The sequence below is a fragment of the Paracoccus maritimus genome, assembly GCF_025195095.1.
GTDB classification, from domain to species: domain Bacteria; phylum Pseudomonadota; class Alphaproteobacteria; order Rhodobacterales; family Rhodobacteraceae; genus Paracoccus; species Paracoccus maritimus.
Genome location: NZ_JANAVZ010000007.1, coordinates 62,773 through 77,482 on the forward strand (window position 1 = coordinate 62,773; position 14,710 = coordinate 77,482).

General features: G+C 62.9%; 12 protein-coding genes and 1 riboswitch. Of the genes, 4 read left to right on the plus strand and 8 right to left on the minus strand.

Annotated features, from left to right (window positions below):
* Nucleotides 1-21: 21 nt before the first annotated feature.
* A complete protein-coding gene (locus MU516_RS13115) occupies nt 22-1,569 on the minus strand; it encodes an ATP-dependent DNA helicase (RefSeq protein WP_260277672.1) in 1,548 nt (515 codons plus the stop codon).
* Nucleotides 1,570-1,659: 90 nt separating this feature from the next.
* On the opposite strand from MU516_RS13115, the gene MU516_RS13120 reads away from it, so the two are divergent.
* A complete protein-coding gene (locus MU516_RS13120; protein ID WP_260277673.1) occupies nt 1,660-1,866 on the plus strand; it encodes a hypothetical protein in 207 nt (68 codons plus the stop codon).
* 184 nt (nt 1,867-2,050) lie between these two features.
* Here the strand turns inward: MU516_RS13120 and MU516_RS13125 are convergent, their stop codons facing one another.
* Together MU516_RS13125 and ccrA are read right to left on the minus strand one after the other, a co-directional pair.
* A complete protein-coding gene (locus tag MU516_RS13125) occupies nt 2,051-3,283 on the minus strand; it encodes a hypothetical protein (RefSeq protein ID WP_260277674.1) in 1,233 nt (410 codons plus the stop codon).
* Between the two features lie 90 nt (nt 3,284-3,373).
* Entirely contained in the window at nt 3,374-4,663 is a 1,290-nt protein-coding gene (gene ccrA, locus MU516_RS13130; protein ID WP_260277675.1) for a crotonyl-CoA carboxylase/reductase, read from the minus strand.
* A 233-nt stretch (nt 4,664-4,896) separates the two neighbouring features.
* Nucleotides 4,897-5,024, plus strand: a riboswitch (FMN riboswitch).
* Between the two features lie 75 nt (nt 5,025-5,099).
* On the opposite strand from ccrA, the gene MU516_RS13135 reads away from it, so the two are divergent.
* Nucleotides 5,100-5,576 carry a 6,7-dimethyl-8-ribityllumazine synthase gene (locus MU516_RS13135; protein WP_260277838.1) on the plus strand — a complete coding sequence of 159 codons (477 nt, stop codon included), beginning with the start codon at nt 5,100-5,102 and terminating at the stop codon, nt 5,574-5,576.
* 116 nt (nt 5,577-5,692) lie between these two features.
* On the opposite strand, the gene MU516_RS13140 is transcribed toward MU516_RS13135, so the two are convergent.
* The 5 genes from MU516_RS13140 to MU516_RS13160 form a co-directional block, all read right to left on the minus strand.
* Nucleotides 5,693-6,562 (minus strand): DeoR/GlpR family DNA-binding transcription regulator, encoded by an 870-nt coding sequence (locus MU516_RS13140; RefSeq protein WP_260277676.1) that lies wholly within the window; start codon nt 6,560-6,562, stop codon nt 5,693-5,695.
* A gap of 102 nt (nt 6,563-6,664) precedes the next feature.
* On the minus strand, nt 6,665-7,603 hold the full coding sequence (locus tag MU516_RS13145; RefSeq protein WP_425606857.1) for a D-ribose ABC transporter substrate-binding protein: 939 nt from the start codon (nt 7,601-7,603) through the stop codon (nt 6,665-6,667).
* A 119-nt stretch (nt 7,604-7,722) separates the two neighbouring features.
* A complete protein-coding gene (locus MU516_RS13150; protein WP_260277678.1) occupies nt 7,723-8,766 on the minus strand; it encodes an ABC transporter permease in 1,044 nt (347 codons plus the stop codon).
* A 26-nt stretch (nt 8,767-8,792) separates the two neighbouring features.
* Entirely contained in the window at nt 8,793-10,349 is a 1,557-nt protein-coding gene (locus MU516_RS13155) for a sugar ABC transporter ATP-binding protein (protein ID WP_260277680.1), read from the minus strand.
* Entirely contained in the window at nt 10,346-11,011 is a 666-nt protein-coding gene (locus MU516_RS13160) for a DUF2291 family protein (protein WP_260277682.1), read from the minus strand. Before MU516_RS13160 ends, MU516_RS13155 begins: the two co-directional genes overlap by 4 nt.
* Nucleotides 11,012-11,618: 607 nt before the next feature.
* On the opposite strand from MU516_RS13160, the gene MU516_RS13165 reads away from it, so the two are divergent.
* Entirely contained in the window at nt 11,619-13,202 is a 1,584-nt protein-coding gene (locus MU516_RS13165; protein WP_260277684.1) for an FGGY-family carbohydrate kinase, read from the plus strand.
* Nucleotides 13,192-14,709: a glycerol-3-phosphate dehydrogenase gene (locus MU516_RS13170; protein WP_260277685.1), complete on the plus strand. Its 1,518-nt coding sequence runs from the start codon at nt 13,192-13,194 to the stop codon at nt 14,707-14,709. The genes MU516_RS13165 and MU516_RS13170 overlap by 11 nt, the downstream gene beginning before the upstream one ends.
* The last annotated feature ends 1 nt before the right edge of the window (nt 14,710 follow it).

The following is a 14,710-nucleotide window of genomic DNA, read 5'->3' on the forward strand; positions in this document are numbered from 1 at the left end:
GTTGGCCGGGCAGGGAAGAAGTCAGTCGTCCTGCAGTTGCAGAGACAGCGGGGCGGCAGGTATCGCAAGGTCTTCCGTCGACAGCCCCTGCGTCGGGCGCGCTAGACGGGGCCGGGTAACCCAGAGCAGACGTTCCTGCGCGCGGGTGATCGCGACATAGGCGAGGCGTTTCCACAGGGCGATGCCGGCTTCGGTCCGGTTCGACCATGCGGCGGCGTTGATATCGGGGGCGAAAACCTGCACGTCGGGCCACTGGCTGCCCTGCGATTTGTGGATGGTCACCGCCGCACCGTGCAGAAAAGCCGCGCCCATGCGCGCCGCATAGGGGATGAAGGGTTCATCCTGTTCGGGCATCTCGATCTTGACGATGCTGGCGGCCGAAAGGCGCGGATCCTCGGCGCCGATGACGTGCAGACGAGAAAAGCCCGGTTTGCGGCCCGGTCCAAGATAGACCACCTGCGCGCCCTTGATCAGGCCGCGCGCCTCGAGGTCGATGCGTTTCTTGCGGTATTTCAACGGCAGTTCCAGACCGTCGCAGATCAGCGGCTCGCCCGGCAGCAGCGCGTCGCCGGGGGCTCCGAACGCGGCCCGAAAGGCATGGATCAGCCGGATCCGCGTCGCGTTGCGCCAGACCAGCACCGGGCTGCGCGCCATCAGGTCGGATTCGACCCGTTCCGCCCAGATCACGCGGTCGTCGCGGGACGCGGCCTCGCGAACCATGCGTTCGAACTCATCAAACGTCAGCCGGTCGTCGGCCAGCGCATGTGCCAGATCAAGGATCGGGCTGTCATCGGCCTGCCGATGGATGCGATCAAGGATCAGCCGCTGGCTGTCGGCCAGCTTGTCGAAGACCATCTCGCCCGATTGTCCGACAGGGGCAAGCTGGGCCGGATCGCCGAACAGGACCAGCACCGGAAAGATCTCGCGCAGATCGTCGAACTGGCGTTCGTCCAGCATCGAGGCCTCGTCGATCAGGCCGATATCCAGCCCGTCCTCGCGCCGTTTCCAGCCCTTGATGAAGTCCGATCCACGCAGCCCCGCAGCCGCCAGCGCGCCAGGAACCGAGGCGTGAATGTCATAGAACGCCTTGGCGCGGTCCAGCGCCTCGTCGGTCAGCCCCTCGATCGTGGGGCGCGTGCCCTCGCCGTTCAGCCATTCCGCGATGCGTTCGTATTCGGGGTCATAGACCGGCGTGTAGAGGATTCGGTGGATGGTTGTGGCAGGCACCCCGCGGGTGCGCAGCACGAACGCCGCCTTGTTGGTAGGTGCTAGGATCGCGACCGTGCGGCGGTCCTTGCGACGACGCCCCTCGTAGTCGGCGCTGATCAGGTCGACGCCGGCCTCGCGCAGCGCGCGGGTGATTTCCGACAGAAGCAACGTCTTGCCCGATCCGGCCTTGCCGATCACGGCCATCACGCGCCCCTTGCCGGGCTTGGGCGGGCTGATCTCTTCCGCCACCAGATCGACGCCGGCGTTCTGAAATGTCTCGGCCAGCGCATCCCATGCGTCGGCCTGGTCCGGCGACAGGGCGGGGCGGTTTGCTGCGGGGGCTTGGGGCTGACCGGTCATGGCCCAGCCTTAGCCCGGCGCGCAGGGAAAGCGAAGGGGGATGCAACTCTTGCCGGTTTCCTGCGTGAATGGGAACATGGAGGACGTCCGATGATAGAGTTGTTCTTCGTCACCTGCCTGCTGTCCGAGCCCGAGTCCTGTCAGGACCACAGCCTGCTGTTCGAGGAACAGAACGGGCTGTTCACCTGCATGCTGCTGGGCCAGAACGAGTTGGCACGGTGGGTCGAGACGCATCCGCGAGAGAGGGTGCGCGAATGGAAATGCCGACGGGCGGGCGAGGCAGGCCGCAAGACCTGAGAGAGCCTGTCTGCAAAGCGAAGGGCACCGCGCGGCGAACCGGCGGTGCCCGATGAGTTGCGTCTTTCAGCTGGTCAGCGACGACCGGCTTCCAGTGCGTCTTCGAAGGTGCGCAGACCGGTGGTCGGGGCCTGAACCAGCACCGACATATTGCCGGGCTTGTGCTGGGTTCTACCTTGGCCTCCTATTCAGAGCACACATAGACGGCTCCGCCGACGGCTACGACGGAGACCGCGGCTGCGGTGACCGTCACGGGCGCTGTCAAGATACCGATAGCTGTGGTGCCAATCGTTCCCAACGTTCCAGCGATATACCCTCCCGAGCCAGTCAGAATTGCTGCGCCGGAACTGTGAGCGACTACCGTCGTACCGGTTGCTGCCGTGGCTCCCACCGTGCCGCCAACCGCTCCGGTCGCGAAGCCGGTAATCGCTACAGCTGCTGTCTTGGCATCGTTCACACGCGAGCAAAAGGCTTTCGTAGGTTGCACGCAGACACCATACGCATTGGCTTCGCCCATCTGGAAGCCCTGATAAGTCTTCGCATCCTTTTCGTAGTCAAGGCAAAACAAGTCTCGTTGCGAAGGGGTCATGTCCGGAGTCAGGCTGGCAAGCATCACATAGCTTGGGCAATCACCGCTCCCACGCGGGCCGCGTAGCATCTCGCGCATCGTCGTGTGGTTGACATCGTAGTCCTCGTCGTAGGTGTATCTGATGCTGGTATTCCGCCCCCGATAGCTGAAGGCGCATTCTTTGACCTGCGTTTCATTGTTGTCTAGGTCGATTCCTGAAACGTCTGCAGAGAACCGATTGGCTCGCTCATAAGCTTTCCGGAAATTTCGCATCGATAGTTCGAATTCTTTCACCGGCTTCACTGTGAAATTATCGCTCACATTGGCAATTTCGTCAGCTGTTTCGGGGTCTACATCATAGATTGCGACGACGACATACCGGGCGGACAAAAGCTGGTCGGTGCTATTTCGGTCCAACTCGGGGCCGCGGCTGCATACTAGCTCGGTCAACTGGCACCAGTATCCGTCGAAGGGGTCTCCGTCGATGCTGGTGATCGCGGCGGAAAAACGGTGATAATGCGCCGAATTCGAGTAAGGGGAGATATCGACCAGTGCGACGGGAAGCACATCTACGTTGGCCCTCGCCGGCTTTCGGTAGTGCATGAACGGAAATATGGACAGATGTAACTCTAGGCCTTCTTCCATCGCGGTTAGCGTCGTCGACGCTTCGCAGATATCGTCATCGTCTTCACCGCGAAGACAGCTTGCGACCCATTCATCGAATTCTTCCAGAACATAATATTCACCGGGTCCGACAGCATTCCGAGTCATCGGGAAATTCGGTGCGGCGAATGAACCTTCGGTCGACAAGGCCAAGGCGAAAACCACTGTGAGGAGAATTGCCTTCATGCGAGTTACTCCAAAACATGCAGATGTCGCCGGTAGACACCCTCGGTCCACCGGCAGTCAAGCTTCTTACCCGAAAACCTGAAGGCTTCCTTAAATCCGACCGGCTTCCAGTGCGTCTTCGAAGGTGCGCAGACCGGTGGTCGGGGCCTGAACCAGCACCGACATATTGCCGGGCTTGTGCTGGTTCTTGTACATCTTCATGTGCGCCTGCGGGATTTCAGCCCACGGAAAGACCTCGGACATGCAGGGGTCCAGCCGGCGTTCCAGCATCAGCTTGTTCGCGGCGCTGGCCTGTTTCAGATGCGCGAAATGGCTGCCCTGCACGCGCTTCTGGTGCATCCACAGATAGCGAACGTCGAAGGTGCAGTTAAAGCCGGTGGTGCCGGCGCAGATCACCACCATGCCGCCCTTCTTGCACACGAAAGTCGAAACCGGGAACGTCGCCTCGCCGGGATGTTCGAAGACGATATCGACATTGTTGCCCTTGCCGGTGATGTCCCAGATCGCCTTTCCGAACTTGCGCACCTCGTTGAACCACTCCTTGTATTCGGGGGTGTTCACGGTGGGCAGTTGGCCCCAGCAGCTGAAGTCCTTGCGATTGATGACGCCCTTGGCGCCAAGTGACATGACGAAATCGCGCTTGTCTTCTTCGCTGATCACGCCGATCGCATTGCCGCCTGCGGCGTTGATCAACTGGATCGCGTAAGAGCCCAAGCCGCCCGATGCGCCCCAGACCAGCACGTTCATGCCCGGCTTCAGCTCATGCGGTTCATGGCCGAACAGCATGCGATAGGCGGTGGCCAGCGTCAGCGTGTAGCAGGCCGATTCCTCCCATGTCAGATGCTTGGGGCGCGGCATCAGTTGCTGCGACTGCACGCGGGTGAACTGGGCAAAGCTGCCATCCGGCGTCTCGTATCCCCAGATGCGTTGCGTGGGCGAATACATGGGATCGCCGCCGTTGCATTCCTCGTCGTCGCCATCGTCCTGATTGCAGTGGATCACGACCTCGTCGCCGACTTTCCAGCGCTTGACCTTGTCGCCCACCGCCCAGACGATCCCCGACGCGTCCGACCCGGCGATATGATAGGGCTGCTTGTGGACGTCGAACATGCTGACCGGCACACCAAGACCGGCCCAGATTCCATTGTAGTTGACCCCCGCCGCCATCACCAGGACCAGCACTTCGTGGCTGTCGATGGCGGGCGTGTCCACGACCTCCAGCTGCATCGCCTGTTCGGGCTCTCCCTGCCGGTCGCGGCGGATTGCCCAGGCGTGCATCTGCCGTGGCACATGGCCAAGCGGAGGCATCTCGCCGATGTCATAAAGGTCCTTCTGGGGGGCTTCGTAGGGCGCAATCTGGGTCGGGGCATCAAGGGCCATCGGGTTCTCCTTCGTCGTGCCGCGGCGCAGAATCGCCGGGCGTATTGCAGTTGGGTAACTTCGTCCGCGCAACAATGCAACAGCATTGAAGGCATTTTTGGTAATATTATGTCTGGGACGTGTGATCTGTGACGCAATTCTAGCCGCGTCGCAGAAGGTGCTCTGCTGCAGCGCAATATCTGCGGGTGGCGAAATCGGCATATTGGCGTGAAAAGACGCGCATGCTATCTGACGGGCGTTCTCAGGGCGGGGTGCAATTCCCCACCGGCGGTGAAAGCCCGCGAGCGCCTTCGAAGGAAGGGTCAGCAGATCCGGTGAAATTCCGGAGCCGACGGTATAGTCCGGATGGAAGAGAACCGAGGCCGCCCCGATCCCGCGGGTCGGTCAAGGCTCGTGCTCTGGGACCTGACGCTGTTTAACGGAGGGTTCCGAAATGATGACCAAGACCACCAATCCCCGCATCGCCTTCGTCAAGGCGCGTTGGCACGCCGATATCGTCGATCGCGCGCATGACGGCTTTACCGAAGAGGTCGCGCGGCTGATTCCGGGGGCCCGGATCGACGCCTTCGACGTGCCGGGCGCGTTCGAGATGCCGTTGCTGGCCAAGAAGCTTGCGCAGACCGGAAAATACGACGCCGTCGTCGCCGCAGCCTTCGTCGTCGATGGCGGCATCTATCGGCATGACTTCGTCGCAGGTGCGGTTGTCACCGGGTTGATGAATGTCGGGCTTGAGACGGGTGTTCCCTGCTTCTCGGTGTCTTTGACCCCGCATAACTATCAGGAGGTTCAGGCCCTGACCGATTTCTATCGCGAGCATTTCGTCAAGAAGGGTGCCGAGGCCGCCGAGGCGGTTCGGCAGATCCTGGCACTGGACGCGCGGCTTGCGGCAGCGGACCGGTCGGCGGTCGCCTGAGTTTCAAACGGCTTGCAGGATGAGGGGGCGGGACGGGCAGGGGCCCGTCCCGGTCGCTGCCGCTGGGCCGGACGCGCGCTGCGCGCGCGGTCATGGCGAAAAGGCCAGGACGTTTCTCAGTCCGACGAGGCGGCGCGATCGGTCGGCGCCACGACAATCCTGATGCCTTCACTGCGAAGCCTGTCGATCAGCAGGGGCGGTGTCAGGTCGTCAACGATCACCATGTCGAAATCGTCCAGCGGACCCATCGCGTGCAGCGCCCGGCGTTCGAATTTCGTGTGGTCGGCCAGAAGGATGCGTGTTCTGGCGCTGCCCCACATGGCGCGCTTGGTTTCGACCATCTCGGGCGACTGGTGGAACACCATCCCGTCGGTGATCGCCGACAGCGAGATGAAGGCCGTGTCCGCGCGCAGGTTGCGGATTTCCTGAGTGGTGACATGACCCATGAAGGCATTGCACCAGTGATGGAACTGCCCGCCCAGACCCAGAAGGGTCAGATCGCGGATGCCCTTGAGGGCGTTCATCATCAGAAGCGAATTGGTGATGACCGTCAGCGGCACCTTGGCCCCCAGGTGCGGAACCATGCGCGAGACGGTGGTCGAGTCGTCCAGAAACACCGCCTGTCCGGGTTCGATCTGCTGCACCGCAAGCGCGGCAATGGCGGATTTCTCGGCGCCTTGACGTGCCTCGCGATAGGCGTCGCTTGATTCGATCAGGCTGGTCGGCGCCGCCGAGACGACGCCACGCGTCTTGCGCAACAGGCCCCGTGCGGCCAGTTCGTCCAGATCGCGATGGGCGGTCATCAGGCTGATACCGAAACGATCGACCAGATCCTCGATCCGCATCGTGCCTTCGGCGATCACCGTCTCGGCGATCAGCTGGCGGCGCGCGATCTGGCGTGCCTGCCGGCTGTCCGAAGGCAGGTCGTCGGCCACCAGGCGTTCGATCTGGTCGGCGGAAGGCAAGGGGGCTTTGGCATCGTTCATGGCGTATCCTTTGACCATCGCAATAACGGCGGATGCCACGAAAGGCGAGATCCGGCGTCACCGGATGGTGAAGGGGCGCGGACTATCCGCGCCCCCGTCAGGTCACTGGTCGAGCACGAAGGGTGCGCTGTAGTTGTCGGCGTTGTCAGCCGTGATCAGAATGCAGTCGAACAGCTGCTTTTCGCTGGCCGCGCCGGTCTCGCCGTTCTTGATGAAGTTGTCGGCCTGACGGACCGCCTCTTCCGAGAAGACGGCGACCGGCTGCAGGACAGTGTACTGCATCTCGCCGGCCTTCACCGCATCCACCGCGTCGGGCGAGCCGTCGAAGCCGCCGACCTTGACCTGCTCCAGCTTGCCGGCCTCTTTCAGCGCGGCGATCGCGCCCAGGGCCATTTCGTCGTTGCCCGAGATGACGCCGATGATATCCGGGTTCGCCTGCAGCAGCGACTGGGTCTTTTGGTAGCCCTGCGTGCGGTCCCAATTGCCGACTTCCTGACCTGCCTTCTCAAGGTCAGGATACTGGGTCAGAACCGTCTCGAAGCCGTTCGAACGGGTCTGTGCGTTGTTGTCGGCAGGGTTGCCGAACAGCTCGACATATTTGCCGCTGTCGCCGACGGCCTCGACCCATGCCTGTGCGCCAAGGGCTGCGCCCTGCGCGTTGTTGGACACAAGCTGCGCCTTGGCCAGACCTTCCTGGTTGATCTCAGCGTTCACGAGAAAGACCGGGATGCCCGCATCGACGGCCTTCTTGACCGCGCCCACCGAACCGTCGGCGTTGGCGGGATCAAGGATGATCGCCTTGGACTGGTTGGTGATCGCGGTGTCGATCAGCGTGCTTTCGGTGTTCGTGTCGCCCTTGTGGGCGGCGACATTGGCGTCATAGCCCAGTTCTTCGGCGGTGGCCTTTGCGACCTCGCCCTCGGTGAACCAGTAGGGGTTCGCCGGGTCGTTCACGATGATCGAGATCAGCCCCTCGGCCTGTGCGGCCCCGGCCATCAGCGGCGCGGCGGCGACAGCGGCCAGAAGCAGGCGGCGTGTCATCTTCATCATTTGTCTTCTCTCCCTTGGTTGATGGACCTGCCCTGCGGGTCTGTTCCGTGGGCAGTCTTTCCGTCCGGCGCACTTTGGATTTCGCCGGGCGGGGAAGCCTGGATGCGGGGTCAGCGCTTGCGACCGCCGCCGTATTGAAGCGAGTTCAGCAGCACGGCCAGAACGATCACGGCGCCGGTGAAGACCGTCTGCCAGTAGGACGACACGCCGATGATCACGAGGCCGTCCGACAGAAAGCCGATCACGAAGGCACCCAGCATGGTCCCGCGCATCGTGCCGCGCCCGCCGGTCAGCGCAGCGCCGCCGATCACGACCGCCGCGATGGCCGTCAGTTCATAGGTCACACCGGCGGTCGGCCCGGCAGACGTCAGCTGCGAGGCCAGCACAAGGCCCGCGATCGCCGACAGCATGCCCGACAGCGTATAGACGGTGATCTTCACGCGGCGGGTCGGCACACCCGACAACTCGGCGGCACGTTCGTTCCCGCCCGAGGCATAGAGCCAGCGCCCGAAGGCCGAACGCGACAGCATCAGCCCGCCCAGTATGGCCAGCACCGCCAAGACGATCACCGAAATCGGCACACCGGCAATCCGGTTGAAGCCCAGCCAGTCGAAGCCGGTATTGCCCAGTTCCGGGCGCCCGGACAGGTTGTTGTAGGTCAGGCCGTTCGTCATCAGCAGCGCGACGCCGCGCGCCACATACATGACGCCAAGCGTGGCGACAAAGGCCGGCACCTTGAAGATCGACACCAGCACGCCATTGACCGCGCCGACAAGCGCGCCCAGCACGCAGGTCAGGATTACCACGGCCCAGACCGGCGGATACAGGATCACCCCCGCCGCATCGATCTGAAGGCCCTGCATCATCGCGCCTGCGCTGACCCCGGCCAGCGCCAGGATCGACCCGACGGACAGGTCGATCCCGCCATTCAGGATCACCAGCAGCATGCCGATCGCAAGGATGCCATAGATGGCGACGTGGCTGGACATGATCAGCAGGTTGCTGATCGTCAGGTAATTCGGCGACAGGATGGAAAAGACCACAATGATCGCGATCAGGGCAAAGAAGGCGCGGCCTTCCAGCAGCAGCCGGCCGATGCTGAAATCGGCCTTCTTCTTGTCGGCGGCAGAGGCGGTGGTCGTAGCGGCAGACATGGGTTGCTTCCTCTCTCTCACGCCCGTCAGGCGGCCACGGACTCGCCCGAGGCGGCCATGATCTTTTCCTTGGAGACGTTGGAATCGAATTCGGCCGAGATCCGGCCCTTGTGCATGACGATGATCCGATGCGCGATCGACAGGCATTCGCTGACTTCGGATGTCGAATAGATCACGGCAAGGCCCTGCCTGGCTTCTTCGGACAGCAGGCGGAACACCTCGGCCTTGGCGCCGATGTCGATGCCGCGTGAGGGTTCGTCCAGCATGATGACACGCGGCTTCGTGGCCAGCATCTTGCCGATGACGACCTTTTGCTGGTTGCCGCCCGACAGCGACCCGATGGCGGCCGTCGGGCCGGATGTCTTGACGGTCACTTCGCGGATGCTGGCGTCGATCAGGCTTTGTTCGGCCCTGCGCTGGGTAAAGAGCCCCTTCGTGAAGCTGGCGATCGAGGCCAGCGACAGGTTCTGTCCCACGCTCATGGTTTGCACGAGGCCGTCGCGCTGACGGTCCTCGGGGACCAGCGCAAGGCCGCGCGCGATGCGCTCGGCGATGGAAAGATGCGAGATTTCCTTGCCCTCAAGGACGATTTCGCCGGAGCTGGCGCGCAGCCGTCCCGCGCAGGTTTCCAGAAGTTCGGTGCGTCCTGCGCCCATCAGCCCGTAGATGCAGACGATCTCGCCCGCGCGGACATCCAGCGACAGTCCGTCGACCAGATTGAACCCGCCTGCCGGGTCCGGCAGGGTCAGATTTCGGACCGACAGGGCGGGCTGGCCCATGTCCGTATCGGGCGGGCTGCCAAGGTCGTAATTCTCGCCCACCATGTTCCGCACGATCCATTCCAGATCGATCTCGGCACGCGGCGCATAGGCGGTCATGTTGCCGTCGCGCAGCACCACCGCGTGATCGGTGATCGTCAACGCCTCTTCCAGGTGATGCGAGATATAGACGATGCTGACGCCCTGTGCGGTCAGGTCGCGGATGACCTTGAACAGAACCTCGACCTCGCTGGCCGACAGGGCGCTGGTCGGTTCATCCATGATCAGGATGCGACTGTCCACCGAAAGGGCGCGGGCAATCTCGACGATCTGCTGCTGACCAAGGCGCAGTTCCTCGACCGGGGTCAGCGGGTCGATGTTTTCCTCAAGCTCTTCCATCAGCTTGCGGGTCTGGCGTTCTTCTTCGGCGAAATCCACGCCGGTCGAACCCATGATCTCGCGACCCATGAAGATGTTGTCGCGCACCGACAGGTTTGGGGCGAGGCTGAGTTCCTGGTGGATGATCGAGATGCCCCGATCCCGCGCCTCGGTCGAATTGCTGAAGGACACCGGCTGCCCATCCAGGATGATCTCTCCGCCGGTCGGCTGGATCACACCAGACAAAATCTTCATCAGCGTGGATTTGCCCGCGCCGTTCTCGCCGAACAGCGTGGTAACCTGACCGCGATGGATGTCGAAATTGACGCCCTTCAGCGCATGAACCTGACCATAGGACTTGGCGACGTTTCGGGCGGCCAGAACGACCTCGCGCGCATCGGGATTGTCTTGTGTCATCTCGCCTGCGGCGTTCACGGGGCCGCTCATTGGATGCCGACCTCGACGGGGGTGATCATCCAGTTCTTGGGATTGATCAGGCGGAACGCGCCGGTCACGGTGATGGTCTTGCCGGTCAGGCTTGAGGTGTCGACCGGGTCCAGCACGGCGGCCTTCATGGCGCGATTGATGCCCGACCCGGCGTCCTGGTATTCGATCTGGTTCTTGAACTGTCCGAATTCGATATCGCCCGGTGCGTCGCGCAGATCCGTGCCGTTGATGGCCGGGCCGGTCTGGACGCGAACGGTGATGTCTTCGGGCACACCGTCGGCCTGCAACGTATAGACGCCCGATTTTCCCTCACCGACGGTGCCGGTGACGGTGGTGAACATGATCGCCCCGGTCGATGCAGGGGTGCCATATTGTTCCGCCGCCGCGTCCTTGTCGGCCAGAACGGCGGGGGCCAGCGTAGCCGCGTCAACGGCCTTGCCCTTCACGAATTCCGCGATGCGCGGGAATTCGGTCTGGCCATAATTGTCTGGCGAGAAGGCCTGCGCCCGCACATCGGCGTCAGAGCCGACCTGAACGACCGTGGTGTCCAGTGCCATCGCGGCAACAACCGCGACGGCGACGGCGGCGCTGATGATCAGCCCTCGGCGCGACGGCGCCGGAGCCTTTGGTGCAGGAGAGGTCGGGGCAGAGCCGTGTGTCATGTGCAAGCCTCGAAATGCGAATTGCGGGGCGGGGCCGACGCGGCGCGTCGGCGGCGAATCGGATGGGGTCGACACAGGGGCCGCAAGAACATGGGCATGTTGTCCTCCCTCTTTTCGGGCCGGCACCGTCTAACTTGCGAATGGTCGGGCCGATCCGTTCGTGCATGTTATCGCAATGTGATAAAGATAGTCAATAAGGATAATTATAGCCTACTGGGTTCGGCGCCTGACGCATCCGCGGGGTGGCTGGGGCTGAATTTCGAACCTCAGAGCTTATCCCGATTTGCTCTCCGCTCCCTGCATCCATGTTTGAAAGGCTGTCGGCCATGAAGTCCGGGAAAGTATGAAGATATCATTCGGCAATCTCGGCTGATCAGGTGCGCTTGGCGCGGTGTTCTGGCTGCGCTTGTGCATTTGGCGCGGGGTCGGGCGGTCGTCCTCCTCACCTTGTAGCCTACATGAAATAAATTGCTATGTCCGTAAAAAAATACGTTCACTATGATAGGTATGTGGTATATTGTTGGCATCATAAGTTTGGTGGCGGTCAAGTCGGGGGAGAGTCGGATGATTCGCGCTGTGGCGATGACGGGAAAGGCACGGGCGATCCATGCAGGGCGCTGATATTCTGGTCGGAATCGATGCCGGCACGTCTGTCATCAAGGCGGTGGCGTTTGACCTGGCCGGCAGGCAACTGGCGTCGTCATCCGTGCCGAATCGCTATCATGCCGGTGCCGATGGCAGCGCGACGCAGTCTCTGCCACAGACCTGGAACGATTGCGCCGCCGCGTTGCGCGGGCTTGGCGAAAAGATCGACGGCCTTGCGGGCCGCACGGCCGCACTGTCGGTCACCGCGCAAGGTGATGGTACTTGGCTGGTCGGTCGCGATGGCCCGGTCGGTGATGCCTGGCTTTGGCTGGATGCACGCGCCGCGCCGACCGTCGCACGATTGGCCGCCGGACCGGGCAACCGCGCGCGGTTCGAGGCAACGGGAACCGGACTGAACACCTGCCAGCAGGGCGCCCAGATGGCGCATATGGACGCGCACGCTCCGGAACTGCTGGACAGCGCACAGGTCGCGCTGCATTGCAAGGACTGGCTTTATCTGAACCTGACCGGCATTCGCGCAACCGATCCTTCCGAGGCCAGCTTCACCTTCGGAAACTTTCGCAGCCGCACCTATGATGATTCGGTTATCGAAGCGCTTGGCCTGACCCATCGCCGCGCCTTGCTGCCCGAGATCATCGAGGGCACGCGGACCACCCATCCGCTGACGAAAGATGCGGCATCCCAGACCGGATTGCGTGCGGGCACGCCGGTCTGCCTTGGCTATGTGGACATGGTGATGACCGCGCTTGGCGCAGGCGTCCATGGAGGCGCGCCGGGCGATGTCGCCTGTTCGACCGTCGGTTCTACCGGGGTGCATCTGCGTGCGGTGCATCCGGATCGGGTGCATCTGAACGCCGAGGGCACCGGCTATGTGATCTGCCTGCCGATCCCCGATATGGTCACGCAGGTCCAGACCAACATGGCGGCAACGCTGAACCTGGACTGGATTCTGGGTGTCGCGGCCGGAATCATGTCCGACATGGGGGCGGCGGTGACGCATCGTGACCTGATCGCGCATATGGATGGCTGGCTGGCCCAGTCCCGGCCGGGCCAGATCGTCTATCACCCCTACATTTCCGAGGCGGGCGAACGCGGTCCGTTCGTCAACGCCGCCGCTCGCGCCGGTTTTGCCGGGCTGAATGCCAGCCACCGCTATCCTGACCTCATTCGCGCCGTGGCCGAGGGGCTGGGGATGGCGATGCGCGACTGCTATGCCGCAATGGGCCCGCTCCCGGGAGAGTTGCGCCTGACCGGCGGCGCGGCGCGGTCGAAGGCGTTGCGCGGCATCATGTCGGCCAGTTTGAACGCGCCTGTTCGCGTCTCTGACCGGGAGGAGGCCGGGGCTGCGGGGGCGGCGATGATGGCGGCGGTCGCCATCGGCGCCTACCCGGACATGGATGCCTGTATCGCCGAATGGGTCACCCCGTTGCTGGGGCCAGCCGAGCCGCCAGACACCGATCTGGTTGCCGCCTATGACCGACTGTTCCCGGCCTTCGCGGCATCGCGACAGGCGCTGCCGCCCGCGTGGGACGCGCTGTCCGCCGCCCGCGCCGCATATTCGAAAGGAAATCAGGATGAGCAATGACAGCGACATGATCGACCTGTTCGTGATCGGCGGCGGCATCAATGGCGCCGGTGTCGCGCGGGACGCGGCGGGCCGTGGCCTGAAGGTCGTGCTGTGTGAAAAGGACGATCTGGCCGAAGGCACCTCGTCGCGGTCCGGAAAGCTGGTCCATGGCGGCCTGCGCTATCTGGAATATTACGAGTTTCGGCTGGTCCGCGAGGCCCTGATCGAGCGCGAGGTGCTGATGCGTGCGGCCCCCCATATCATCTGGCCGATGCGTTTCGTCCTGCCCCACAGCCCGCAGGACCGCCCTGCATGGCTGGTCCGTCTGGGGCTGTTTCTGTATGACCATCTGGGCGGACGCAAGAAACTGCCCGGAACGCGCACGCTGGACCTGTCCCGCGATCCGGAAGGTGCGCCGCTGCTGGATCAATACACCAAGGGCTTTGAATACAGCGATTGCTGGGTCGACGATGCGCGTCTGGTGGTGCTGAACGCCGTGGATGCCGCCGAGAAAGGGGCCGAGGTTCTGACTCGCAGCCCCTGCATCTCGGCCCGCCGCCAAGACGGGGCATGGACAGTCCAGACCCGCGACGAGGCGACTGGCGAAACTCGGACCTTCCGCGCCCGCTGTCTGGTCAATTGTGCAGGGCCCTGGGTCACCGATTTCATCACCCGGGTCGCCGGCGCAAATTCATCGCGCAATGTTCGACTGGTCAAGGGCAGCCATATCATCGTTCCGAAGTTCTGGCCGGGCAACAACGCTTATCTGGTCCAGAATCACGACAAGCGCGTCATCTTCATCAACCCCTACGAGGGGGACAAGGCGTTGATCGGCACCACCGATATCGCCTATGACGGCCGGGCCGAGGATGTCGCCGCCGACGAGGCCGAGATCGACTACCTGCTGAACGCCGTGAACCGCTATTTCAAGGAGAAGCTGCGTCGATCTGACGTGCTGACGACCTTTTCGGGCGTGCGCCCCTTGTTTGACGACGGGCAGGGCAACCCTTCGGCAGTGACGCGCGATTACGTCTTTGACCTGGACCAGACCGGTGGAGCGCCGCTGCTGAATATCTTCGGTGGCAAGATCACCACCTTCCGCGAATTGGCCGAACGCGGCATGCACAAGCTGAAGGATATCTTTCCGCAGATGGGCGGCGACTGGACCGAGACCGCCCCGTTGCCCGGCGGCGAAATCGCCAATGCCGATTACGAAAGCTATGCCAACCTGTTGCGCGAACTGCATCCATGGATGCCACGCAAGCTGGTTCATCACTATGGCCGCCTCTATGGCGCACGGACCAAGGATGTCGTCGCAGGTGCGATGAACCTTGACGATCTGGGCCGCCATTTCGGTGGCCAGCTGTACGAGGCAGAAGCCCGCTATCTTGTCGCCAGGGAATGGGCGCAGCGACCTGAAGACATCCTGTGCCGGCGCACCAAGCATTATCTGCACCTGACCGATGCACAGCGGAAGGATTTTTCCGACTGGTTCAATGCCTCTGATCTGGCCAAGGCGGCCTGAG